This is a genomic window from Pseudomonas sp. 21615526 (assembly GCF_013386245.1).
Lineage (GTDB): Bacteria > Pseudomonadota > Gammaproteobacteria > Pseudomonadales > Pseudomonadaceae > Aquipseudomonas.
In genome coordinates, this window is the sequence record NZ_JACAOM010000006.1 from 30,462 (window position 1) to 52,928 (window position 22,467).

The window sequence follows — 22,467 nt, forward strand, 5'->3', positions numbered from 1 at the left end:
CAGTTTAAACAATGATAAAAGCCGATAAAGCGGCTCATAATTATCGAATTAATAGATTATTTACGTGAGGCAACCCGTGGCGCTGCCGGCTCCAACGACTCCCGCTCACGATCAAACGCCAGGTAATACTTGTTCACGCTATTAACATAGCTGACGCCGCTCATTCCCACCTGCTCCATGGCAATGCGCTCGACCTGGAAAAACCATTGGTTTGGGTTAAGCCCCCGCCGCCGCGCCTCGGCACGCATTCCCTGGACCCGCTCGGGCCCCATGTTGTAGGCCGCCAGCACAAACGCCATGCGCTCGCGCTCGTTGAGCTTGGGGCTTGAGAAGAACTTGCGCCGGATCATCGCCAGGTACCGCGCGCCCGCCTGCACATTGCTGTCCAGGCTTTCGATGTTGTTCACCCCGACCCGCTGCGCCGCCGATGGCGTGATCTGCATCAGCCCGGTGGGGCCGCCGCTGCTGCGAGCGCCAGGGTCCAGGGCAGACTCCTTGAACGCCAGCGCGGCCAGGTTCAGCCAGTCCATGCCCTGCTCGCGGGCATGCTTTTGCAGCACCGGGCGCAGTTTTTCCAGGCGCTGGCGGTCGACGCGAGCCAGTGGATAACGTACCTGGTAGAGGCGGCGGTAGATGCGCTGGAACGCCACATCCTGATCGGACGGCGTGCGGTAGGTCTTGAGGAAGCGATCAATACTGGCCCGCAGCATCGAGGCATCCTGGCGCACAAACCAATACTCTTCGCCCGGCTCGCTGATGGTCACTTGCCGGTCGAAACGCAGCTTGGGCAGGATCTTCGCCCAGCGTTCGGCAATCGGCCGCTCGACAATGGTCAGGTGGAAAATCCCGGCCTGTACCATCTCCAGCACGTCCTCTACCGCGAGGCTCGGATCCACCCATTCCACCTTCACCGGCGGCAATTTGTGCAGCGCCAGCTTCTGGTTGACCTGGCTGATCGCATCCGACGCGGCACTGCCCGTGGTCAAGGCCAGCGTGCGCCCGGACAGTTGCTCCAGCCGGGTAAACCGCCGCTCGCCCTTCAGCCCCACCAGCCATAACGGCACGTCGCTGGCGATCGGGTCGCTGGTGGCAATCTTGTGGGCGGCCTTCACATCCAGCAATTCGCCGGGTGCCACCAGGTCGCCCTCGCCACGGGCCAATGCGCCAATCAGCTGATCCTTGGCCTTGGGAATAATCTTGAGGTTGATTTCCTCGCCGTCACGGGCGTGACCGTTGAGGTATTGCTCGAAAGCGCGCAGGCGATGGTATTCAACACCGATGGCCTGGCCCTGGACTTCGCCGGAACTGTTGCGGCTCTGGTTGACCAATACCCGCAAGGTGCGGCTGCTGCGGATTTCCGCAAGGTCGCGGACCTTGCCGGGCCGGGTCACTTCCAGCGGCCCGTCCAGACGCGCAACCGCCGCCATGGGCAGCAGTAACGTCAGGCACAACACAAGCAACGCCGAGGGTCGGATCATCCGCTCTCCGGAAGAAAGAATACTGCCCATTGCTTCGCGAAAAACGAGGCGTTGGGGGACAGAAACAGAGCGCCATGAGCGCAGGCTTTGGGCGCAAGGGTGGCACGGCAGATGGCGACAAACCAAACACGGTGTTACTTGCGACTTTCAAAGACAGCTTTAACTCGTTGTAGTTCTTGGCTTTTCTTATAAATCTACAGCTCTGATATGCTTTCCGACCGCAGGCGGAGGTAGCACCATGCAACTCATTGATATCGGCGTCAACCTGACCAACCCAAGTTTCGACGAAAAGCACCAGGCCGTTCTCGACCGTGCCTACGCCGCCGGGGTGAGCCAATTGGTGCTCACCGGTACCAGTGTCGACGGCAGCGAACAGGCCCTGGAGCTGTGCCAGCAACTGGACGAAAGTGGCCAACGCCTGTTCGCCACCGCCGGCATTCACCCCCACTCTGCCAGTGACTGGAACGCCGAAAGCGCCAGGCGCCTGCGCGGCCTGCTCAAGGAAAGTCGCGTGCGTGCGGTGGGTGAATGCGGGCTGGATTTCAACCGGGATTTCTCACCGCGCCCCCAGCAGGAAAAAGTCCTCGAAGAACACCTGGCCCTGGCCGTGGAGTTGAAGCTCCCGGTATTCCTCCACGAACGTGACGCCAACCAGCGCCTGCTGGAAATCCTGCGGGACTACCGCGATCACCTGTCGGCCGCCGTGGTGCACTGCTTCACCGGCGAGCAGCGGGCGCTGTTCAGCTACCTCGACCTGGACCTGCATATCGGTATCACCGGCTGGATCTGTGACGAGCGCCGTGGGACGCACCTGCATCCGCTGGTCAGGGAAATCCCCCGGGGCCGCCTGATGCTGGAAAGCGACGCGCCCTACCTGCTGCCTCGCACCCTGCGGCCCAAGCCGAAAAACGGTCGCAACGAACCCGCCTATTTACCGGAAGTCCTACGGGAGGTCGCGTTGCACCGCGAAGAAACCGTGGAAGACCTGGCGCAACACAGCACCGCCTGTGCCCGCGCCTTTTTTGGATTGCCTGTGCCGGATTGACGCGGCGCATTGACCCATATCAAAACCCGGCATCCCGATAGCGGCAAAATAATGGCACCTTGCCAATGCTGTTTCCGCTATCAGAGAAACCTTCCATGGGTGCCTGGCTTAGCAACATCTCGCTGAAGTACAAATTCTGGGCCGTGAACGCGGTCGCCTTCATCACCACCCTGCTGCTGGTGTTGTACGCCGTGCAGCTCGAACAACAGGCCCGCAGCCAGGCCTCACAGGCGTCGGCGCAAGCCCAGGGGCGCTTGCTCGGTGCCTGGCCCGCCGGCCAGCCACTGCCCAAGGGCGAGCACTGGCTGACGTTTGCCAGGGGCAAAGTCCCACAACTGGGCGACGAAGATCTGTCAGCCCTGGCCAACGCCAGTGGCTGGGTGGATTTCAATCACATGCCACTGCTCGGCGAAAACCCGCTGATGGGCGCCGAAGTAATCAGCCGTGCCGACGGTCAACAGGTCGCCGTGCTGGCCTACGGGCCCAGCTTGAGCCAAGTGTTCGAAGAACGCTTCGCCAACTACGCCGTAGCGGTGATGATTCTGATGCTGGCCATGCTCGGCGCCTCACAGCTGCTGATCCGCTTTCTCCTCAGCCAGCTCAACACCTTGAAAGACGTGATGCTGCACGTCGAGAAAACCGGCGACCTCTCGGCCCGCGTCCCCCTGGCCTGCAAGGATGAAGTCGGGCAGATGGCCAGCGCGTTCAACGCGATGCAGGCGGGTTATCAACGGGTGGTCAACACGGTTGCGCGCACCGCCAGGCAACTGGACGACGGCGCCGCACGCCTGGCCAGCAGCATGAACGAGGTGCAGCACGGCATGCTCGGCCAGCAAAGCGAAACCGACCAGGCCGCCACGGCGATCAACGAGATGACCGCCACCGTCTACCACATCGCCCAGCACGCCGGCGCCACCCGCGACCTGTCCCAGACGGCCGACACTCTCGCCGGCAGCGGCCAGGAAGTGGTCAGCCGGGTACAGCGCTCGATTGCCGGGCTGTCCACCGGCGTGCAGCAGACCGCCGAAATGATCCAGAAGCTGGCCGAGGACAGCCAGAAAATCAATGGCGTGGTCGGGGTGATTCACAGCATCGCCGAACAGACCAACCTGCTGGCCCTCAACGCCGCCATCGAAGCCGCCCGCGCCGGCGAAATGGGCCGGGGTTTTGCCGTGGTCGCCGACGAAGTGCGCAACCTGGCCAAGCGGGTGCAAAGCTCCACCGATGAAATCACCCGCATGGTGTCCGCCCTGCAAGCCGGCACCCGGGACGCGGTGGATTTCATGCAGGAAAGCTCGTTCAAGGCCGACGACTGTGTGCAACAGGCTCAAGAAGCCGGGATTGCCCTCGCCGAGATCACCGGCGCGGTGGCGCAGATGCGCGAGAGCAACACGCAGATTGCCGTGGCTGCCGAGCAGCAAAGCCATGTGGCCGAGGAAATGAATCGGGCGGTGGTGAGCATTCGGGACGTCACCGAAAACACCGTGCAGCAGACGGTAGACTCGGCGACCACCAGCAATGAGCTGGCGACCCTGGCCGGGGAACTGAGCAAGGCCATCGGCCAGTTGCGGCTTTAACCCCTGAAGGGGTGGCTATGGCCCCCATAGCCATCCTTGATTCGCGGCCCCACCCTGCCCGACCTAAACTCTGCTCAAGATGTTTCAACGGACAGAGGAATCACGATCATGGGCAAACGTCATCCAAATATCCCCGCCTGGCAATGGCGCACCCACCCGCAAAATCACCAGCACGGGACCAATCAAGTGTTGCAGCTGATTGCGCTGCCACTCCTGGTCATCGGTTTTCTGTTGATGGCATCGGGCGTGTTCAGCGAGAACCTGGCGAGTGCCGCCATCGGTATCGTCGGCATTCTGGCAGCCCTTGGATTGCAGCATCACGGTCGCCGCCTGGAGGCACGCGGCAGCGACGCCTCCAGCGATCAACACTTGCTGGTCTGAGGACTCAGGCGAACACCACCACCGACTGGCGGCTGATAGCGATCAACTGGCCGTCGGGGCTCCACAACTGCGCAGCCGCATGGCCATAGCCATCGCGGGCGTGCTCGATGTGGACCAGGTATTGGCACCAGTCCAGGGTGCTCAGGTTTTGCAGCGGTTGGACAAATTCGATGGTCCAAGTCAGGGTGCTGCCGGCCGCCGGTTGTTTCAGGTGCGGCAACACCGACGGTGGCCACGCATCCACCAGCGCGAGGATGTGCGCTTCGGTCAGCGGCTCTTCTTTTACATCGCCACGCAAGCGCACCCAGCCGCCCATCTCCCGGGATGTATTGCCGGTGAACGGCAGGCCACCGACGCTCCAGCGCATCGCCAGGTGGCGCATGAACTCCGGCGTCACGCCTTTGATGTAGGGCAACTCCTGGCATTCATCCCAATGCTTGAAGGTGGGCGCCGGTTCGGCGGCGACGTCAATCTGCGAAGGCCGTGATGCGCCAAAACTGGCCTGCACCAGGGTCATCGTTTCACCGTTCTGCACCACACGTCCCAGCACTTGGCTGACGGCCTTGCCTTCGCGCAGCACTTCAACTTCGTAGCGGGCCGGCACGTCCGGCGCCACCGGGCCCACAAAGGTGATCGCCAGTGAGCGCAACGGGCGATCCGCCGGGACCTTCGCCCGCAAGGCCTCGTACTCCAACGCCGCAACCAGCCCGCCAAAGCTGGCGCGGCCCTGGGCCCATTCGGCCGGGATCGAAACGTCCAACGGGTGGCTGCGGGCAGCGTCGAGCAAATCACTAAAGCGCATGGCGGTCTCAACTTGAAAAAGGAGTTGAGGGATCTTAACCAGCCGGCCTACACCACGCAGCGCCTATTCCGGCCAAAATCCCGGACAGATAGGTCGCAGGGTCAAGCGAAGCAGTCGGCGTTCAACTTATCCAAAACCCGATCCGCCTGCCCTTCCGCCTCGGCCATGGTGCGGTGCCAACCAGGCACGCACGGCTGCAAATCGGGCTCGTGCCCGGCTTGCGCCAGCCATTGCCAGCAATCGTGCCAATCACCCAGGGCGCCCTGGGCCGCCTTGAGACGCGATATGGCTTTGGGCGGTAGCTTGTTCAGCTCGGGATAAGCCTCGGCCGCATAACGCACGCGCTTGATCAACAGGCGCAGGCGATGACGGTCGTGGTTGGGGTCGTGCAGCGCTTCGCCGAGCTTCTTCCATTGCTTGGCCAGGCGTTTTTCAATGCGCGTGCGCAGGCCATTGAGCAATTTCTGCCGTTGGGAGGCGCGGATAAAGCGGGGGAATGCTTCGAGGATCAACAGCAGTTGCGCCAGCTCAGGCCCTTGTGCAACCGAGCGGTAGGTGGCCGGCTGCTGCCGGATACGCCGCTCGGCCGCCTCATGATGGCCGTGTTGGTGGAGGTACGCCGCCAGCACTTCGCGGTCGCGAAACGGCGTGGTCAGTTGGCCGACGGCACTGGCGGCCGCCTCGAGTTGCTCGACACCGGGCAACCCACGCAATGGCCGCAACAGGCTGCGCAAGCGCCGCACCGTGGTGCGCAGATCATGCAGGGCCTCGTCGTCCGTGACGGCGGCGAGGCGCGCCTGGCAGCTCAGTAACCCAACTTCCAGGCCGATGACCTGCGCGACTAGCTGATCGACCAAGGCTGACATCCTTTCCTCCTCAATGATTAAACCTTCGGGCTTGAGGCCGCCGACGCAACCTCGTTGCACTCGACAACTGCTACGCGGGGTTAGCGCCCGGCGCGCGACTCACGAATATAGAAGCGGGCTTTCTCGGCCTTGGTCGAGCAGCCTTCGAAGGCTTCGAACTGCTGCTGGGTCTTGGCGCCAGTCAACAACGACAGAGCCTTGGAGTAACTCACGGTGCCGGCGAAACCTTCGGCCTTGGCCAGGTCCAGCTCGTGCCACGCAGCATCCAGTTGCGTGCCGCAGCTGTCGCGATAAGCGGTTTTCCCGGCACAACCGGCCAGGGCCAACACGATCACAGGCACACACATCCAGGCTTTCATCAAATGACACCTCAAGAAAAGAAAAAACAGTCACAGGTGTAGACGTTGCCTACACCGAAAAGTGCCTTATCCGACTGCCTGAATCCGCAGTCCCGATTGCCAGAGCATACCCGAGCGTGGTGGCCCGCTCGCGAAAATAATCGGTTGTGACAGTGATGATTGAAGCGCGCCCCTCGATGGGTGCATTGTGGTCACCTGTTTTGCGAAGGATCAGGTCATGAAGAAACGTGTTGCATTGGTGCTGGGCTCCGGCGGCGCCCGGGGCTACGCCCATATCGGCGTGATCGAGGAAATCGAAAAACGCGGCTACGACATCGCCTGCATCGCCGGCTGTTCCATGGGTGCGGTGGTGGGTGGGATCTATGCTGCGGGTAAGCTGGACGAGTACCGAAACTGGATCGAAAGCCTCGACTACCTGGACGTACTGCGCCTGGTAGACGTGAGCTTTCGCCTGGGGGCGATTCGTGGCGAGAAGGTGTTCGGGCAGATCCGCAAGATCGTCGGCGAGATCAATATCGAAGACCTGCGCATTCCCTACACCGCCGTGGCCACGGACCTGACCAACCAGCAGGAAATCTGGTTCCAGGAAGGCTGCCTGCACCAGGCCATGCGGGCCTCGGCGGCGATTCCCAGCCTGTTCACCCCGGTGATGCAGGGCAATCGCATGCTGGTGGACGGCGGCTTGCTGAACCCTCTGCCGATCGTGCCGGTGGTGTCGAGCCACTGCGACCTGATCATTGCGGTCAACCTCAACTCCACCAACCAGAAGCACTACAAGCTTCCGGTGATCCAGCGTCCGCCGGCGTTCAGGAGCCGCTTCGACAACCTGGTGCGTTCACTGGGTTCGCACTTGCCGTTTCGGCGCAAGCAGGCCGAGCAGTTATTGATGCTGGAACAGGAAGCGCTGCTGGCCCAGGCTGCCGATATCAACCCGTGGCTGGACTCTGCCGAACCCGAGGCGCAACAACCGGCGGCGGCACCGGAAAAGGCCGGGGCGCCAAAGTCGGCGACCGGCTCGTTCATCATCGATAACGTGGGGCCTGCATCGCTGCTGGATTTGATCAACCAGAGCTTTGAGGTGATGCAGACGTCATTGGCGCAGTACAAGATCGCCGGGTATCCGCCGGATATTCTGATCAACGTGCCGAAGCGCGTGTGCCGGTTTTTCGAGTTTTACAAAGCGCCGGAGTTGATCGCGCTGGGGCGGGAGATCGCGAGCGATACGCTGGATCGTTACGAGAGCGAGCAACACTGAGGTTTGATAAGCAGGGCTTGTGTGGCGAGGGAGCTTGCTCCCGCTGGAGTGCGAAGCGCTCCCAGGATTCTGGGGCTGCTGCGCAGCCCAGCGGGAGCAAGCTCCCTCGCCACAGGTGAGCTAACGCTTCAGGCTTCGGTGTTCAATAGCCGATACCCAACACCGGCCTCAGTCACGATAAACCGTGGTTGGGTCGGATCATCCGCCAGTTTCTGGCGCAGATGCCCCACCACAATCCGCAGGTAATGGCTGTCTTCGGTATGGGTCGGGCCCCAGATATCCTTGAGCAGTTGCTGCTGGGTGATCACCCGCCCGGGATGCCGCGCCAGTTGCGCCAGTACCGCGTATTCCTTGCGGGTCAGCGCCACTTCGACACCGTCCAGCAGCACCCGCCGATAAGCCAGGTCTACCGTCAGCGGGCCAAAACGTAGTGCCGCTTCCTGGGCCTCCCCCGCCGGCGCCTGGCGCAACAACGCCCGCACCCGTGCAAGAAACTCCTGGATGCCAAATGGCTTGGTCACATAGTCATTGGCGCCGTTGTCCAGCGCCTCGACTTTTTGCACTTCACTGGCTCGCACCGACAACACCAGTACCGGTACCGTGGACCACTCACGAAACTCGCGCAGCACCTGCTGGCCGTCCATGTCCGGCAGGCCGAGGTCCAGCACCAGCAGGTCCGGTTTACTCAAGGCGGCCTGCGCCAGGCCTTCGTTGCCGGTGCCGGCCTCGATCACTTTGTAGCCCTGGGAGGCCAGGCTGATACGCAAGAACTTGCGGATCTGCGGTTCGTCGTCAATGACCAAAATCGTCGCAGTCTGGCTCATGGTGTCCAATCAAAATCCGTGAAGAAAAGAGGGTAGCTCAAGGTTCGCTTTCCAGGCCAGGCTGGGCCTGCAATGGCAGGAATAAAGTGATGCAGGTGCCACGGCCCTCAATGCCGTCGGCCACGCTGATATGCCCGCCGTGGGCGCCGACCATGCCCTGGCAGATCGCCAGGCCGAGCCCGGTGCCCTGCCCGCCGCGATCCCCCCTGGCGGCGGTGTAGAACATATCGAAAATCTTCGCCCGCTCCTCCTCGGGAATCCCCGGACCTTCATCGGCAACAGCAAAAAACAACTGGTTATCCTGCACGCCCGCGCTGAGTTTCAGCCGGCCTTGTGGCGGCGAGAAGCGTGCGGCATTTTCCAGTACGTTGACCAGTGCTTGCTCGATCAACGCGGCATGCACGTAGAGCAGCGGCAGCTCGGGCGGCACGTCGGTGATCACCTGCAGCGGCGCCAATACCGCACGCAAGCGGCCCAGGGAGCTGCCGACGATATCGCCGGGTGACACCCAGTCCCGCGCCAGCTTCAGGGCGCCGTGACCCAGACGCGTCATGTCCAGCAGGTTCTGGATGTAGCGATCCAGACGCTCGGCCTCATCGCGAGTGCCTTCCAGCAGCTCCCGGCGATCTTCCAGGGGAATCGCCTCGCCGAGGGCCAGCAGGCTGTCGATGCTGCCACGCATGGAGGTCAGCGGTGTGCGCAAATCGTGAGACACCGAGGCCAGCAAGGCGCTGCGCAATTGCTCGGTTTCGCCGTGCAGGCGCGCGGCTTCCAGCTCCTGGCCGAGTTGTGCACGGGCCAGGGCCTGGGCCAAGGGCTGGCTCAAGGCCGTGAGCAGGCGACGGCGCTGGCCGCTCAGTTCAAGCCCGGCCTTCGGGCTGACCCCCAGCAGACCCAACGGGCCTTCTTCGCTGGACAACGGCCACCACCACCAGCGCCCGAACGGCAAGGTGCCGGTGCCCATGCCGGCCGGCTGATCGTGCTGCCAGGCCCAGTCGGCGGCGGCGCGCTCGGCTTCGGTAAAGGTGATCGGGCCTCCGGTCTCGACCTTCCAGTCGCCCTGCCCGTCGCGGTTGAGCAGGCACAATTGCAGGTCGCTCCAGCCTTCCAGATGATGCGCGGCGGCACTGATCACTGCCTGGCGATCGGTGGCGGCGGTGAGTTTGCGGGACAGGTCGAGCAGCTCGGTGGTTTCTTCCTGGGTATCGCGCAGCGCCTGCAACTGCCGGCGCTGGCGTGCAGCGAGATTACCGGTGAGCGCCGCCATCAGCAGGAAGAACAACAGCGTCAGCACGTCTTCTTCACGCTGGATCGCGAAGGAGAAATTCGGCGGGATGAACAGGAAGTCGTAGCTCAGGAATGACAGCGCCGCACACGCCAGCGCCGGCCCCAGGCTACTGCGCACCGCCACCAGCAATACGGCGGCGAGGAACACCAGCGAGATATTCGGCAACGGCAAGGCACTGGCGACACCCCATGCGACTGCGGCCGCGATCACGGTCGCCACCACCGCCAGGGCATAGTCAAACCACACCAGCCCACGCACATCCGGCAGGCGCGGAGGGGCCGGCACTTCGTCGCTGTCGAGGACGTTGATTTCCAGGCCCCGGGCATTGCGCAACAAACGCGACGCCAGGCCACCACCAAACACGGTGCGATGCCAGCGCGGCCGGGATTGCCCCACCAGGATCAAGCTGGCACGACGCTCGGCGGCGTGCTGGATCAGGGTCTTGGCCACCTCCCCCGCTCGCAGCAACACCACTTCACCGCCAAGACGCTCGGCCAGTTGCTGGGCGTTTTGCAGGCGCAGGCGCGATTGTTCATCGCGCACCCGGCCGTTATCCACATGCACCAGGCTCCACGGCAAATGCCGACGCTGGGCTACGCGGCTGGCATGACGCACCAGGCGTTCGGCCTGGGCATCGCCGTCCACGCCCACCAGCAAGCGGCCACGCACAGCCGGTGCGGCCTGGCCCAATTGGCGATAACCCTGGGCCAGGTCATCGTCGACATGGGCCGCGGCGGTTTGCATCGCCAGCTCGCGCAGGGCCATGAGGTTGGTCTGGGTGAAGAAGGCATCGATGGCAGCACGGGCCTGTTCCGGCACGTAGACCTTGCCGTCCCGCAGGCGCTCCAGCAGTTCCCGGGATGGCAGGTCGATCAGCAGCAGTTCATCGGCTTCCTGCAAGACCCAGTCGGGCAAGGTCTCGCGAACTTGCACGCCGGTAATGCCGCGCACCTGGTCGTTGAGGCTTTCCAGGTGCTGGACGTTGACCGTGGTGAAGACGTTGATGCCCGCCGAGAGCAATTCCTGAATGTCTTGCCAGCGTTTTTCGTGGCGGCTGCCGGGGGCGTTGCTGTGGGCCAGTTCGTCCACCAGCACCAGTTTGGGCTTGGCGGCGAGCAGGCCGTCGAGGTCCATTTCCTCCAGCATCACGCCGCGGTATTCGGAACGCAGCAGCGGCTGTTGTGGCAAGCCGCTGAGCAAGGCTTCGGTCTCGGCGCGGCCGTGGGTTTCCACTACGCCGGCAATCAGCCGCACGCCCTGGCGCAGCTGGGTGTGGGCGGCCTGGAGCATGGCGTAGGTCTTGCCCACGCCGGGCGCGGCGCCGAGGAAGACTTTGAGCCGGCCACGGCCGTCCCGGGGTAGATCGGCTAACAGGGCATCGGCGCGGCCGGAGTCGCTCATGCGGGCGGTCTTCCTTCAGGTGTTGATGTGGGTTTCTTGAGTCCGCCTTCGCGAGCAAGCCCGCTCCCACATTTGACCGCATTCCAAAGGTGAAACTCAGTCGAATGTGGGAGCGGGCCTGCTCGCGAAAGCGGCGCCACGGCTTACAGTTTTTCCAAGGCCATGTTCAACGCCAGCACGTTCACCACCGGCGGCCCCACCAGCGGGCTTTCGATGTGCTCATCCATCAAGCGCTGCAGGGTCGCCACCGGCAGATTACGCGCGGCAGCTACCCGGGCCAGTTGATAGGCAATTGCCTGCGGTGGCAAGTGTGGATCAAGACCGCTGCCGGAGGTAGTCAGCAATGCCATCGGCACCGGTCCCTGGTCTGGCACCAGCATTTTCCTGGCATCGTCAAATACACGAGTGGCCAGTGCTGGGTTGCTTGGGCCGAGGTTGCTGGCGCTGCTGGAAACCGTAGCAAACGCACCAGCAGATGGCCGTGGGTGGAACCAGCCGTCACCGGTGAAATCCTGGGCAATCAGGCTCGAACCGCGAACCTTGCCGCTGGCATCGTGCACCAGGCTGCCGTTGGCCTGGTCAGGGAACGCGACTTGCGCCACGCCGGTAACAACCAGGGGATAGGCCACGCCGGTGATCAGGCTCATCAACACCAGCAGGCTCAGGGCCGGGCGGATAATGTTGGACATTTCAAATTCCTCAATTCGGTCATTGTAACCTGCAGGCACCGGTTTGCCGGTACCTGCGGGCATCGAGTCAAACCAGGTGCAGCGCGGTCAACAGCATGTCGATCGCCTTGATGCCCACGAACGGCACCACGATCCCGCCCAGGCCGTAGATCAGCAGGTTGCGACGCAGCAACGCCGCCGCACTCGCCGCCTGTACACGTACACCGCGCAGCGCCAGGGGGATCAGCACCACGATGATCAGCGCGTTGAACACGATGGCCGAGAGGATCGCGCTCTGCGGGCTTTGCAGGTGCATCACGTTGAGCACACCCAGTTGCGGGTAGATCGAGGCGAACAGCGCCGGCAGGATCGCGAAGTACTTGGCCACGTCGTTGGCAATGGAAAAGGTGGTCAGCGCACCACGGGTTACCAGCAATTCCTTGCCGATCTGCACCACGTCCAGCAGCTTGGTCGGGTCGCTGTCGAGGTCGACCATGTTGGCCGCTTCACGGGCGGCTTGCGTGCCGTCGTTCATTGCCATGCCGACGTCAGCCTGGGCCAGCGCCGGGGCGTCGTTGGCGCCGTCGCCGCACATCGCAACCAGGCGACCATCGTTCTGTTCGTGACGAATGCGCGCGAGTTTTTTCTCCGGAGTAGCCTCGGCCAGCACGTCATCCACGCCGGCTTCAGCGGCAATCGCGGCGGCGGTCAGCGGGTTGTCGCCGGTCACCATCACCGTGCGAATCCCCAGCTTGCGCAGCTCGGCAAACCGTTCGCGGATGCCGGGCTTGACCACGTCCTTGAGGTGAATCGCGCCGAGCAACTTGCCGTCGGCACACACCAGCAACGGCGTGCCGCCGCTCTGGGCGATCTTGTCGATTTCCCGCGACAGCGCCGGTTGCAGGTCGCGGCGTTGCAGGCCAATGAACGCCAGCAGCGAATCCACGGCGCCCTTACGGAACACACGGCCCTGGTAGTCGACGCCGGACAGGCGGGTTTCCGCGCTGAACGGTACCGAGGTCAGCTCATCCGTCGACGGCTCGGCTTGTGGGTGCTGGCCGCGCAGGTATTCGACGATGGACTTACCTTCGGCCGTGTCGTCCGCCAGGGATGCCAGCAGCGCGCCCTCGGCCAGTTCCTTGCCGCTGACACCCGGCGCGGCGATCACGTTGGTGCAACGACGGTTACCGAAAGTGATGGTGCCGGTCTTGTCCAGCAACAGCACGTGCACGTCCCCCGCCGCCTCCACCGCGCGACCGGATTTGGCGATCACGTTGAGGCGCACCAGGCGGTCCATGCCGGCAATACCGATGGCCGACAACAGGCCGCCGATGGTGGTCGGGATCAGCGTGACCAGCAGCGCCACCAGGAACACCAGCGGCAGGTTGCCATTGGCGAAGTGGGCGAACGGCTGCAGGGTCACCACCACCAGCAGGAAGATCAGCGTCAGGCCGATCAGCAGGATGTCCAGCGCGATTTCGTTGGGGGTTTTCTGGCGCTTGGCGCCTTCCACCAGGGCGATCATGCGGTCCAGGGTCGACTCGCCCGGGTTGGCGGTGATGCGAATCATCAACCAGTCCGAGACCAGGCGGGTGTTGCCGGTGACGGCCGAGCGGTCGCCGCCGGATTCACGGATGACCGGGGCCGATTCGCCGGTGATGGCCGCTTCGTTGACCGCGGCAATCCCTTCGATGACTTCGCCGTCGCCCGGGATCATTTCCCCGGCGACCACGCGTACCACATCACCTTTACGCAGGCTGGTGGCCGGCACGACCTTGAAGCTGCCGTCGGCTTCCTTGCGGCGGGCGCTGAGGCCCTCGCTGCCGGCCTTGAGGCTGTCGGCGCGGGCCTTGCCGCGGCCTTCAGCCAAGGCTTCGGCGAAGTTGGCAAACAGCACGGTGAACCACAGCCACACGGCGATTTGCACGGAGACGTAGGTCGGTACGGCCACCTCCGGCACAAAGCACAGGATGGTGGTGAGGATCGCGGTCAGTTCGACCACCAGCATCACCGGCGAGCGTTGCAACTGGCGCGGGTCCAGCTTGACGAACGCCTGGACCAGCGCCGGGCGCCACAGGGCCGACATTGCGGTCTTGGCTGGCTCCTGGGTTTTCACGGGAGCCGCGTTTTTTGCAGGCAAGTTCATTTTCATATCCCCTAGGCTCTTCATTTAAAAAGCAGCCATGCTCAAATGTTCAGCGATAGGCCCAAGTGCCAGCGTCGGCAGGAAGGTCAGGCCGCCCACCAGCAAAATGGTCACGGTCAACAGGGTCACGAACAGCGGGCCGTGGGTCGGGAAGCTGTTCTGGCCAATCGGTGCGGTCTTCTTCATCGCCAGGCTGCCGGCCAGGGCCAGTACCGGGAGGATGTAACCGAAGCGACCGAGCAACATCGACAGGCTCAACATCAGGTTGTGGAACGCGGTGTTGGCACTGAAGCCGCCGAACGCCGAACCGTTGTTGGCACTGGCCGAGGTGTAGGCGTACAGCAACTGGCTGAAACCGTGGGGGCCAGGGTTACTGATGGCACCGGCCGGGCCAGGCAGGCTGGCGGCGATGGCACCGAGTACCAGGGTGCCGACCGGCATCACCAGCAAGGTCACGACCAGCAACTGCACTTCCTTGGCCTGGAGTTTCTTGCCGAGGTATTCCGGTGTACGGCCAATCATCAAGCCGGCGAGGAACACCGCAATCAACACGTTGAGCAACATGCCGTACATGCCGGCGCCGACGCCGCCGAAGATCACTTCGCCGACCATCATGTTGACCAGCGACACCATCCCGCTCAGGGGGTTGAGGCTGTCTTGCATACCGTTGACCGAACCGTTGGACGCGGCGGTGGTCGCCACCGACCACAACACGGTGCCAGTGGTGCCGAAGCGCGCTTCTTTACCTTCCTGCGGCGCGGCCTGTTCAACCGCCGGGTTGTTCAGCGCCGGGTTGGGCTGGTATTCGGCCCACATGGCGGTTGCGCCGCCGATGATGAACAAGGCCAGCATGCAACCGAGGATCGCCCGGCTCTGACGCAGGTCTTTCACGTAGTGGCCAAAGGTGAACACCAGCGCCACCGGAATCAGGATGATCGCGCCCAGCTCAAACAGGTTGGCCCAGGCAGTCGGGTCTTCGAACGGATGCGCCGAGTTGACGCCGAAGAAGCCACCACCGTTGGTGCCCAGTTGCTTGATCGCAATCTGGCTGGCAGCCGGGCCCAGTGGGATGACCTGGTCAACGCCCTGCATGGTGACCGCGTTCACATAGTGAGCGAAGGTTTGTGGCACGCCCTGCCAGACCAGGAACAACGCGAACACCAGGCACAACGGCAACAGGCCGTAGAGCGTGGCGCGAGTCATGTCGACCCAGAAGTTGCCCAAAGTCTTGGTGGATTTGCGACCGATCCCACGGCACAACGCGACCAGTACGGCGAGGCCGGTGGCGGCACTGACGAAGTTCTGCACGGTGAGGCCGACCATCTGACTGAGGTAGCTCAGGGACGCTTCACCGCTGTAGTTCTGCCAGTTGGTGTTGGTCATGAAACTGATGGCGGTGTTGAACGCCAGGGTCCATTCCTGACCCGGCAATTTCTGCGGGTTCAGCGGCAGGTATTCCTGGAACAGCAGGATCGCGAACAGCAGCACGAAACCGGCAAGGTTGAACGCCAGCAACGCCAGCGCGTATTTCTGCCAGCTCTGTTCCTGGTCTGCATCGACACCCGAAAGGCGATAGCACACGCGCTCGACCGGGCCGAACACCGGCGTGAGCCAGGTTCGCTGCCCTTCCATTACCTTGTAGTAAAACCGCCCCAGGGCCGGTGCCGGAATCAGCACCAAGGCAAAGAAGGCGATGATCAGCCAATAGTCATAACTGTGCATAGCCTGCTCCTAGTTCCGATCCGCGCGTAACAGCGCAACCAGCAGATAAATGAACAGCGCCACAGCCAACAGCAGTGACACCCCGTCCAGAACGCTCATGGAAGTTTCTCCGTCGTGCGGCGACTGCCGCGTGTAGGAGGATTGTCCGCAGGAGTGGCGTAAAGGAACGAGAGCGACGGTATGGGTGGGGCGTAAAGACGGCGTAAAGAGTGGGTTTATGCGGGGTTTACGGGGGGTATGCACTTCAAATGTGGGAGCCGGGCTTGCCCGCGATAGCGTCAGACCAGACACCAACGCCCTTATCTGGTGCAGCGCTTGAAATGATTCAAACGCCAAACCGTTCCCTCGGCGACAGTTCGGCGCCTTTACGACACGGCTTTGGTTAATGGCATGTCCGCTGCAATGCCCTGAAACATTCCAAACCGTTCAGGGAGCGCTACACGATGAACACACAACTCAAACCCACCTTGGGCACTCTGCATTTGTGGGGCATCGCAGTCGGGCTGGTGATTTCCGGAGAGTATTTCGGCTGGAGTTATGGCTGGGGCGTGGCGGGAACATTGGGCTTCCTGGTGACCTCGTTAATGGTCGCCGCCATGTACACCTGCTTTATATTCAGTTTCACCGAGCTGACCACCGCGATTCCTCACGCTGGCGGCCCGTTTGCCTACAGCCGCCGGGCGTTTGGCGAGAAAGGTGGCTTGATTGCCGGGCTGGCGACGCTGATCGAGTTCGTCTTCGCCCCGCCCGCGATCGCCCTGGCCATCGGCGCGTACCTGAACGTGCAGTTTCCGGCCCTCGATCCGAAACATGCGGCCGTCGGCGCCTACATTGTGTTCATGGGCCTGAACATCCTCGGGGTGAAGCTCGCCGCCACCTTTGAATTGGTGGTCTGCGTGCTTGCCGTGGCCGAGTTGCTGGTGTTCATGGGCGTGGTCGCTCCCGCCTTCAGCTTCAGCAACTTCGCCCTCAACGGCTGGGCCGGCTCCGACACCTTCGGCGCACCGGCGATCGCCGGAATGTTTGCGGCCATACCCTTTGCCATCTGGTTCTTCCTCGCCATCGAAGGCGCCGCCATGGCGGCCGAAGAGGCGAAAGATCCCAAGCGCACTATTCCAAAGGCCTACATCAGCGGCATCCTCACCCTGGTGATTCTGGCCATGGGCGTGATGTTCTTTGCCGGTGGCGTGGGTGACTGGCGCACCCTGTCGAACATCAACGACCCGCTGCCCCAGGCGATGAAAACCGTGGTCGGCGACAGCTCGGGCTGGCTGCACATGCTGGTGTGGATCGGCCTGTTCGGCCTGGTGGCCAGCTTCCACGGGATCATCCTGGGTTACTCCCGCCAATTCTTCGCCCTGGCGCGCGCGGGCTACCTGCCCTCCTTCCTCGCCAAACTGTCGCGCTTCCAGACGCCGCACCGGGCAATCATCGCCGGCGGCATCGTCGGCATCGCCGCCATCTACAGCGACGGGCTGATCAACCTGGGCGGCATGACCCTGACCGCCGCGATGATCACCATGGCGGTGTTCGGTGCCATCGTCATGTACATCATGAGCATGCTCAGCCTGTTCAAACTGCGCAAGACCGAACCGCTGCTGGAGCGGACCTTCCGCGCCCCGGGCTATCCAATCGTGCCGGGGATTGCGCTGGTACTGGCCGTGGTCTGCCTGGTGGCCATGGCGTGGTTCAACGCGCTGATCGGGCTGATCTTCCTGGGCTTCATGGTGGTGGGTTTTGTGTACTTCCAACTGACCGCGCAAGACCGCGCCGATGCACCGGCGGACGCTATGTTGACCGGGCTGTAAGGCTACCGGGGCAGAACGGGCCTACAATGAACTACTAAGAAAGCCCGTTACTCAAAGCAGTCATTACCGTGGGAAATCTCCCCACGGTTTGCTGCCTCAAGGAGAGCCCTATGCCGTGGTATGCCTGGTTGATTTTAGTAGTCGCGATCGGTTCGATCGTCGGTGGTTTGTTGATGCTGCGAGACAGCGCCAACAAGGTTGAATTGACTGATGAACAACGTAAGCGCGTGGCAGAACGCAATGCCCAAGCGGACGCCAAGGATGCGCAGGATCGCTGAGACTGAAGCGGCTCCATTGTTGAGCCGCACAATTTTGTAAACACCCGCGTATGCCCAGCGAAGCTTGGTTAATATGGCCTGATGTTTCGGAGGCCTTCCCATGCGCTATTCACAAGACCACAAAGCTCAAACCCACCAGCGCATCATCAAGGAGGCCTCGGTACGCTTTCGCCGCGACGGCATTGGCGCTACCGGCCTGCAGCCGCTGATGAAGTCGCTGAACCTGACGCATGGCGGGTTTTACGCGCACTTCAGGTCAAAGGACGAGTTGGTGGAAAAGGCGTTGCAAGAGGCCGCAGCTCAACTGGATGAACATTGCAAAAAGCTGTTCAGCCAACAGCGACCGTTGGACGCGTTCATTGATAGCTACCTGTCGCAATGGCATCAGACATCACCTCATGAGGGGTGCCCGCTGCCCACGATGTCTTCCGAGCTGGGGTTGCGCGGGCAGAACAGCAGGACGACGGATGAGGTGCTTAACGCCCGGCTCAAGCAGGTCGAAGCCGCCCTCGAGAGCCCGAATGCCCGCGAACAGGGCCTTGTGCTGATGTCGACGCTGGTGGGAGCGTTGGTGTTGGCAAGAAGTGTGGAGAGCGCCGAATTGGCCACGCGGATTCTTGATGTGGTGCGGGGGAGCTTGAAAGCGGGGTTCTGCGGCCAGAAGAAAGCCGGTCAATGACCGGCCTCCTCGCCTGCTTTTCAGATGTTCAATTGACCTCAAGCCTGTCGCGGTTCTTCTCCAGCAATGCCTTGCCGATACCTTTTACTTCCAGCAACTCATCTATCGCAGTGAAGGGCCCGTTGGTTTCGCGGTAAGCGACGATGGCCTTGGCTTTGGCTGCGCCAATGCCGAAGAGGTCCCGGCGCAGGGTTTCGGCGTCTGCGGAGTTGAGGCTGACCTTGGTGGTGTGGTCGACCTTGGTCATTTGTGTGGAAATGGAGGTTGGCGTTTCGGGTTTGGTGGAAGGTGCGGCAGTAGTGGCTAGGGAGAGGCTGGCAAGAAAGGCAAAGACAAAGGATGAGAAATAAGCTTTACGCATAGGTGACACTCCATGACATCGATAAGGGAAAAGCAGCTTTTCCGAAGCTGCTTTTCAAACTTAGGCGATGTTTGGGGAGAGTCAAAAATGGGTGAGTTACAGGGTGTGAGCTCAGGGCTCAAGACGACGCTGCTGGTAGATCCAGTCGACGATTTCACCGTCCGGGGAATAGCCGCTGACCGTTTCGCGCAGCAACTGACGCACACGCGTGTAGTCATCCTGTTCAACGGCGCTGAGCAGCTCCGTTAATCGGCCCTTCAACACCTCCCAGGGCAAGTAGTCTTCATTGGCACTCATAATCATCGGGTGCGGCGTCGTGACTACGTTGTCGCCGATCAACAGTTCCTCATAAAGTTTTTCGCCGGGACGCAGCCCCGTAAACTCAATGGAGATGTCACCTTGAAGATTTTTATCAGAGCGAATACTCAAGCCGGAAAGGTGCACCATCTTCTCGGCCAGCTCGACGATTTTCACCGGCTCGCCCATATCCAGAACAAATACGTCACCGCCCAGCCCCATGGAGCCCGCCTGGATAACCAATTGAGCGGCTTCAGGGATGCTCATGAAATACCGGGTAATCTTGGGGTGCGTAACCGTCAGCGGGCCACCGGATTTGATTTGCTTGTGGAACAACGGGATCACTGATCCTGATGAGCCCAGCACATTGCCGAACCGCACCATGGTAAAGCGGGTCTTGTTCACACGGGAAACATTCGAAGTCTCACCGAAAAGCACCGGAGCAATTTCACTGCTGAGCGCCTGCAGTGTCATTTCTGCGAGACGCTTGGTGCTTCCCATTACATTGGTGGGACGCACCGCCTTATCAGTAGAAATCAGCACGAAGTTCGCCACATTGGCGCGTAAAGAGGCTTGCGCGGCGCTCAGCGTGCCCATCACATTATTCAGCACGCCTTCAGCAATATTATGCTCGACCATCGGTACATGCTTGTAAGCCGCCGCATGGTAGACCGTGTTCACGCGCCAGGTTTTCATGACGTCAAAGAGCTTTTCCTGATTGCGCACAGAACCCAGGATTGGCAATAACTTAACTGAAAGCGACTCACGCACGATTCGCTGCTCAAGCTCTTGCAGGATGCTGTAGAGATTGAACTCGCTATGCTCATACAACAGCAGTGTCGTGGGTTGCAGCGTGAGAATCTGCCGGCAAAGCTCAGACCCGATTGAACCGCCCGCCCCGGTTATAAGAACCGACTGCTCCTTGATGCAATGTTCAAGCAGCTCGTCCTGAGGAGGGACAGAGTCACGGCCCAACAAGTCAGCAATATCAACTTCCTGGATATCATCGACTTTCACTCGCCCGCTGGCCAAATCCATAAAACCGGGCACGCTTTGCACATGGAGTGCGAACCCCTCCAGGAAGGTCAATATCTCCCGGCGGCGCCCACGATTGGCAGACGGAATGGCGAGAAGAATCTGCTGGGCACCGGTGACGTCAACCATCTGCTGGATATGCTTTGGCTTATAGACATGCAAGCCTGAAATCACACGATCGGCAATGCTGCTGTCATCATCAATAAAGGCGACAGGACGCAACAGCCTCCCCATGCGCAATGCAGCAACCAATTGATTACCGGCTGCCCCCGCACCATAGATGGCCACCTTCGGCAGTCCATCATCTCGATTGGTAAAAGGAACATGTTGCGCAGCCGCGAACCAATCTCCCAGGAAATACTGGCGCATCGCGAGGCGTAGCCCCCCGATCATGACCATGCTCAACCACCAGTAATTGAAGATGACCGAGCGTGGAACAAACAACTGATGGTTGCCGCTCCAGTAAACAACCAGCGCGAGAATCAACGATGACAGGCTGACGGCCTTGATAATTGCGATCAGCGCATCGTTTCCAAAATAGCGCATGACTGCACGGTACATACCAAACCGTACAAACAGCGGAATAGCGATGACCGTGGCGCTCAGGAATAGCCATAGGTATTCAGTGAAAGGATTGATCAGCTCATCAATCCCCAAACGAACGACAAAGGCCATCCAAAGGGCAAACCAGACAAGAAAAACGTCGGTCACTACCTGGAAGGCACGTTTCTGCCGCCGCGTTAAACCCAGTAATAAGGTTCTCAACTTATCCATAACGCCTTGAAACACCTCTGTTACTCCTAAAGTACATCCGCCACCACCATGGATGATTCCAAGGGACCTCATACCATGATGATGGAAAATTCCATTTGACTGGCCCGCAGCTCAAATCCTTCTGCGTTGCAAACAAAGACGGGCATTCCTGACTGTCTAACTGATTACTCTTCGGTAGCCAACTGCATAACGGCCTTGAGCACCGAGCATGTCTTGTCGATCTCATGCTGCGTCAACGTCGGGTGCACGAGAAACATTACACTTGTTTCGCCGAGCTCCCGTGCTACCGGCAACCGGCTCGCCGGACGCCAGCCAGTATTGTCAAACGCCTTCTCCAGATAGACCTCGGAGCAGGAACCGGAAAATACCGGAACGTCTCGTGCCGAAATCTCCGCCAGAATACGATCACGATCCCATCCGGCCTTGAGAGCCTGAGGCTCGACAAACACGTAGCACTTATACGCCGCGTGAACACTGCCCTCAGGCATGATTGGCACACGCAAGCCTTTGAGTTGGCTGGCGCACTCCCATATCTGCCCGGCATTCGCCAGCCGGCTGGCCTGCCAGTCGGTCATGCGCTTGAGCTGAATCCGACCGATGACGGCCTGAACTTCGAGCATTCTCCAGTTCGTACCGAAGCTTTCATGCAACCAGCGAAAACCAGGAGGATGGTTACGTTCGTAGACAGCTTCCCAGCTTTTGCCATGATCCTTGAACGACCACATGTCCGACCACAACTTACGATCGTTGGTTGTGACCATTCCGCCCTCGCCACCTGTGGTCATGATCTTGTCCTGACAAAAGGACCAGGCAGAGATATGGCCAATTGACCCCACCGGGCGCCCCTTGTAACGGGCGCCATGGGCCTGGGCACAGTCTTCGATCACTTTAAGGTCGAATTCCTCGGCCAGGGCCATGATCGGATCCATATCGCAAGGCCAGCCAGCCAAATGCACACAGATTACGGCCCGGGTGCGAGGAGTCAGTACAGCGCGGATAGTCTGCGCGTTGAAGTTTTGCGAATCGCGATCCACATCGGCGAAAACCGGAACAGCCCCGGCATTCACAATGCTCGAGACGGAAGCAAGAAACGTGCGTGAGGTGACAATCACTTCATCGCCAGCACCGATACCCAACGCCTTCAAGGCAAGGTCCAGGGCAACCGTTCCGTTAGCCAGGCCGATGGCGTATTCGGTGCCCGCCCATGCAGCGAACTCCTTCTCAAACTCACGCCCCTGTGTACCGGTCCAGTAGTTGACCTTATTGGACAGAATCACATCACGTACGGCGTCAGCTTCCTCTTCAGTAAAAGAAGGCCAAGGAGAAAATGGTGAATTCAACACAACCAGTACCCGTCAGTTTTCATTCGAAAATATGAAAGACTCGTCACTACGAGCCCCGTTGCAATTCGCTCAATCCGCTG

General features: G+C 61.1%; 19 protein-coding genes and 1 pseudogene. 7 read left to right on the forward strand and 13 right to left on the reverse strand.

Annotation, left to right across the window (positions count from 1 at the left end; genetic code table 11):
* Positions 1-56 precede the first annotated feature (56 nt).
* Positions 57-1,478: a transglycosylase SLT domain-containing protein gene (locus HX786_RS02245; RefSeq protein WP_003218738.1), complete on the reverse strand. Its 1,422-nt coding sequence runs from the start codon at positions 1,476-1,478 to the stop codon at positions 57-59.
* 238 nt (positions 1,479-1,716) lie between these two features.
* On the opposite strand from HX786_RS02245, the gene HX786_RS02250 reads away from it, so the two are divergent.
* The 3 genes and pseudogenes from HX786_RS02250 to HX786_RS02260 all read left to right on the forward strand — a co-directional run.
* Positions 1,717-2,523: a TatD family hydrolase gene (locus HX786_RS02250; RefSeq protein WP_003218739.1), complete on the forward strand. Its 807-nt coding sequence runs from the start codon at positions 1,717-1,719 to the stop codon at positions 2,521-2,523.
* 95 nt (positions 2,524-2,618) lie between these two features.
* Positions 2,619-4,100, forward strand: a complete 1,482-nt coding sequence (locus HX786_RS02255) for a methyl-accepting chemotaxis protein (protein WP_102605081.1) — start codon at positions 2,619-2,621, stop codon at positions 4,098-4,100.
* 108 nt (positions 4,101-4,208) lie between these two features.
* Positions 4,209-4,466 (forward strand): annotated as a pseudogene (locus HX786_RS02260) (terminase); the annotation flags it as partial.
* A gap of 19 nt (positions 4,467-4,485) precedes the next feature.
* Here HX786_RS02260 and HX786_RS02265 read toward each other — a convergent pair.
* The 3 genes from HX786_RS02265 to HX786_RS02275 all read right to left on the reverse strand — a co-directional run bounded on the left by HX786_RS02265 (position 4,486) and on the right by HX786_RS02275 (position 6,508).
* Positions 4,486-5,283 carry an acyl-CoA thioesterase II gene (locus HX786_RS02265; protein WP_008437738.1) on the reverse strand — a complete coding sequence of 266 codons (798 nt, stop codon included), beginning with the start codon at positions 5,281-5,283 and terminating at the stop codon, positions 4,486-4,488.
* A 101-nt stretch (positions 5,284-5,384) separates the two neighbouring features.
* The gene (locus tag HX786_RS02270; RefSeq protein ID WP_177036261.1) at positions 5,385-6,149 is read right to left on the reverse strand and encodes a CHAD domain-containing protein; all 765 of its coding nucleotides are present in this window, start codon (positions 6,147-6,149) and stop codon (positions 5,385-5,387) included.
* A gap of 80 nt (positions 6,150-6,229) precedes the next feature.
* Positions 6,230-6,508, reverse strand: coding sequence for a hypothetical protein (locus HX786_RS02275; RefSeq protein WP_003218744.1), 279 nt, complete (start codon positions 6,506-6,508; stop codon positions 6,230-6,232).
* Between the two features lie 217 nt (positions 6,509-6,725).
* On the opposite strand from HX786_RS02275, the gene HX786_RS02280 reads away from it, so the two are divergent.
* Positions 6,726-7,763, forward strand: a complete 1,038-nt coding sequence (locus HX786_RS02280) for a patatin-like phospholipase family protein (protein ID WP_008437733.1) — start codon at positions 6,726-6,728, stop codon at positions 7,761-7,763.
* Positions 7,764-7,891: 128 nt separating this feature from the next.
* On the opposite strand, the gene HX786_RS02285 is transcribed toward HX786_RS02280, so the two are convergent.
* The 6 genes from HX786_RS02285 to kdpF all read right to left on the reverse strand — a co-directional run bounded on the left by HX786_RS02285 (position 7,892) and on the right by kdpF (position 15,911).
* Positions 7,892-8,587, reverse strand: a complete 696-nt coding sequence (locus tag HX786_RS02285) for a response regulator (protein ID WP_003218747.1) — start codon at positions 8,585-8,587, stop codon at positions 7,892-7,894.
* A 37-nt stretch (positions 8,588-8,624) separates the two neighbouring features.
* The gene (locus HX786_RS02290) at positions 8,625-11,276 is read right to left on the reverse strand and encodes a sensor histidine kinase KdpD (protein ID WP_134325985.1); all 2,652 of its coding nucleotides are present in this window, start codon (positions 11,274-11,276) and stop codon (positions 8,625-8,627) included.
* A 143-nt stretch (positions 11,277-11,419) separates the two neighbouring features.
* Positions 11,420-11,965, reverse strand: coding sequence for a potassium-transporting ATPase subunit KdpC (gene kdpC / locus HX786_RS02295; protein ID WP_087693688.1), 546 nt, complete (start codon positions 11,963-11,965; stop codon positions 11,420-11,422).
* 67 nt (positions 11,966-12,032) lie between these two features.
* Positions 12,033-14,090 (reverse strand): potassium-transporting ATPase subunit KdpB, encoded by a 2,058-nt coding sequence (gene kdpB, locus HX786_RS02300; RefSeq protein ID WP_177080484.1) that lies wholly within the window; start codon positions 14,088-14,090, stop codon positions 12,033-12,035.
* A 24-nt stretch (positions 14,091-14,114) separates the two neighbouring features.
* Positions 14,115-15,812, reverse strand: coding sequence for a potassium-transporting ATPase subunit KdpA (kdpA, locus tag HX786_RS02305; RefSeq protein WP_087693686.1), 1,698 nt, complete (start codon positions 15,810-15,812; stop codon positions 14,115-14,117).
* 9 nt (positions 15,813-15,821) lie between these two features.
* Positions 15,822-15,911: a K(+)-transporting ATPase subunit F gene (kdpF, locus tag HX786_RS02310; RefSeq protein ID WP_003218754.1), complete on the reverse strand. Its 90-nt coding sequence runs from the start codon at positions 15,909-15,911 to the stop codon at positions 15,822-15,824.
* A gap of 344 nt (positions 15,912-16,255) precedes the next feature.
* Here kdpF and eat point away from each other — a divergent pair, with 344 nt between their 5' ends.
* From eat to HX786_RS02325, 3 genes are all read left to right on the forward strand, one after another.
* Entirely contained in the window at positions 16,256-17,620 is a 1,365-nt protein-coding gene (gene eat, locus HX786_RS02315) for an ethanolamine permease (RefSeq protein ID WP_003218757.1), read from the forward strand.
* A gap of 110 nt (positions 17,621-17,730) precedes the next feature.
* Complete coding sequence (locus HX786_RS02320; protein ID WP_008437727.1) at positions 17,731-17,898, forward strand: DUF2897 family protein; 168 nt, start codon at positions 17,731-17,733, stop codon at positions 17,896-17,898.
* Positions 17,899-17,998: 100 nt separating this feature from the next.
* Positions 17,999-18,577, forward strand: coding sequence for a TetR/AcrR family transcriptional regulator (locus tag HX786_RS02325; RefSeq protein ID WP_178903007.1), 579 nt, complete (start codon positions 17,999-18,001; stop codon positions 18,575-18,577).
* A 28-nt stretch (positions 18,578-18,605) separates the two neighbouring features.
* Here the strand turns inward: HX786_RS02325 and HX786_RS02330 are convergent, their stop codons facing one another.
* The 3 genes from HX786_RS02330 to HX786_RS02340 all read right to left on the reverse strand — a co-directional run bounded on the left by HX786_RS02330 (position 18,606) and on the right by HX786_RS02340 (position 22,387).
* Positions 18,606-18,938, reverse strand: a complete 333-nt coding sequence (locus HX786_RS02330; protein WP_008437725.1) for a ComEA family DNA-binding protein — start codon at positions 18,936-18,938, stop codon at positions 18,606-18,608.
* A 111-nt stretch (positions 18,939-19,049) separates the two neighbouring features.
* Entirely contained in the window at positions 19,050-21,044 is a 1,995-nt protein-coding gene (locus HX786_RS02335; RefSeq protein WP_008437723.1) for a nucleoside-diphosphate sugar epimerase/dehydratase, read from the reverse strand.
* Positions 21,045-21,208: 164 nt separating this feature from the next.
* Positions 21,209-22,387: a DegT/DnrJ/EryC1/StrS aminotransferase family protein gene (locus HX786_RS02340; protein ID WP_008437721.1), complete on the reverse strand. Its 1,179-nt coding sequence runs from the start codon at positions 22,385-22,387 to the stop codon at positions 21,209-21,211.
* Positions 22,388-22,467 lie beyond the last annotated feature (80 nt).

Bases quoted from the DNA above. Each gene is read 5' to 3' on its own strand.
- HX786_RS02265 (WP_008437738.1), bottom strand. From the start codon at position 5,283: ATGCGCTTTAGTGATTTGCTCGACGCTGCCCGCAGCCACCCGTTGGAC.
- HX786_RS02285 (WP_003218747.1), bottom strand. From the start codon at position 8,587: ATGAGCCAGACTGCGACGATTTTGGTCATTGACGACGAACCGCAGATC.
- HX786_RS02245 (WP_003218738.1), bottom strand. From the start codon at position 1,478: ATGATCCGACCCTCGGCGTTGCTTGTGTTGTGCCTGACGTTACTGCTG.
- kdpB (WP_177080484.1), bottom strand. From the start codon at position 14,090: ATGAACTTGCCTGCAAAAAACGCGGCTCCCGTGAAAACCCAGGAGCCA.
- kdpF (WP_003218754.1), bottom strand. From the start codon at position 15,911: ATGAGCGTTCTGGACGGGGTGTCACTGCTGTTGGCTGTGGCGCTGTTC.
- HX786_RS02280 (WP_008437733.1), top strand. From the start codon at position 6,726: ATGAAGAAACGTGTTGCATTGGTGCTGGGCTCCGGCGGCGCCCGGGGC.
- HX786_RS02255 (WP_102605081.1), top strand. From the start codon at position 2,619: ATGGGTGCCTGGCTTAGCAACATCTCGCTGAAGTACAAATTCTGGGCC.
- kdpC (WP_087693688.1), bottom strand. From the start codon at position 11,965: ATGTCCAACATTATCCGCCCGGCCCTGAGCCTGCTGGTGTTGATGAGC.
- HX786_RS02330 (WP_008437725.1), bottom strand. From the start codon at position 18,938: ATGCGTAAAGCTTATTTCTCATCCTTTGTCTTTGCCTTTCTTGCCAGC.
- HX786_RS02290 (WP_134325985.1), bottom strand. From the start codon at position 11,276: ATGAGCGACTCCGGCCGCGCCGATGCCCTGTTAGCCGATCTACCCCGG.
- HX786_RS02270 (WP_177036261.1), bottom strand. From the start codon at position 6,149: ATGTCAGCCTTGGTCGATCAGCTAGTCGCGCAGGTCATCGGCCTGGAA.
- HX786_RS02275 (WP_003218744.1), bottom strand. From the start codon at position 6,508: ATGAAAGCCTGGATGTGTGTGCCTGTGATCGTGTTGGCCCTGGCCGGT.
- HX786_RS02320 (WP_008437727.1), top strand. From the start codon at position 17,731: ATGCCGTGGTATGCCTGGTTGATTTTAGTAGTCGCGATCGGTTCGATC.
- HX786_RS02335 (WP_008437723.1), bottom strand. From the start codon at position 21,044: ATGGATAAGTTGAGAACCTTATTACTGGGTTTAACGCGGCGGCAGAAA.
- eat (WP_003218757.1), top strand. From the start codon at position 16,256: ATGAACACACAACTCAAACCCACCTTGGGCACTCTGCATTTGTGGGGC.
- kdpA (WP_087693686.1), bottom strand. From the start codon at position 15,812: ATGCACAGTTATGACTATTGGCTGATCATCGCCTTCTTTGCCTTGGTG.
- HX786_RS02250 (WP_003218739.1), top strand. From the start codon at position 1,717: ATGCAACTCATTGATATCGGCGTCAACCTGACCAACCCAAGTTTCGAC.
- HX786_RS02325 (WP_178903007.1), top strand. From the start codon at position 17,999: ATGCGCTATTCACAAGACCACAAAGCTCAAACCCACCAGCGCATCATC.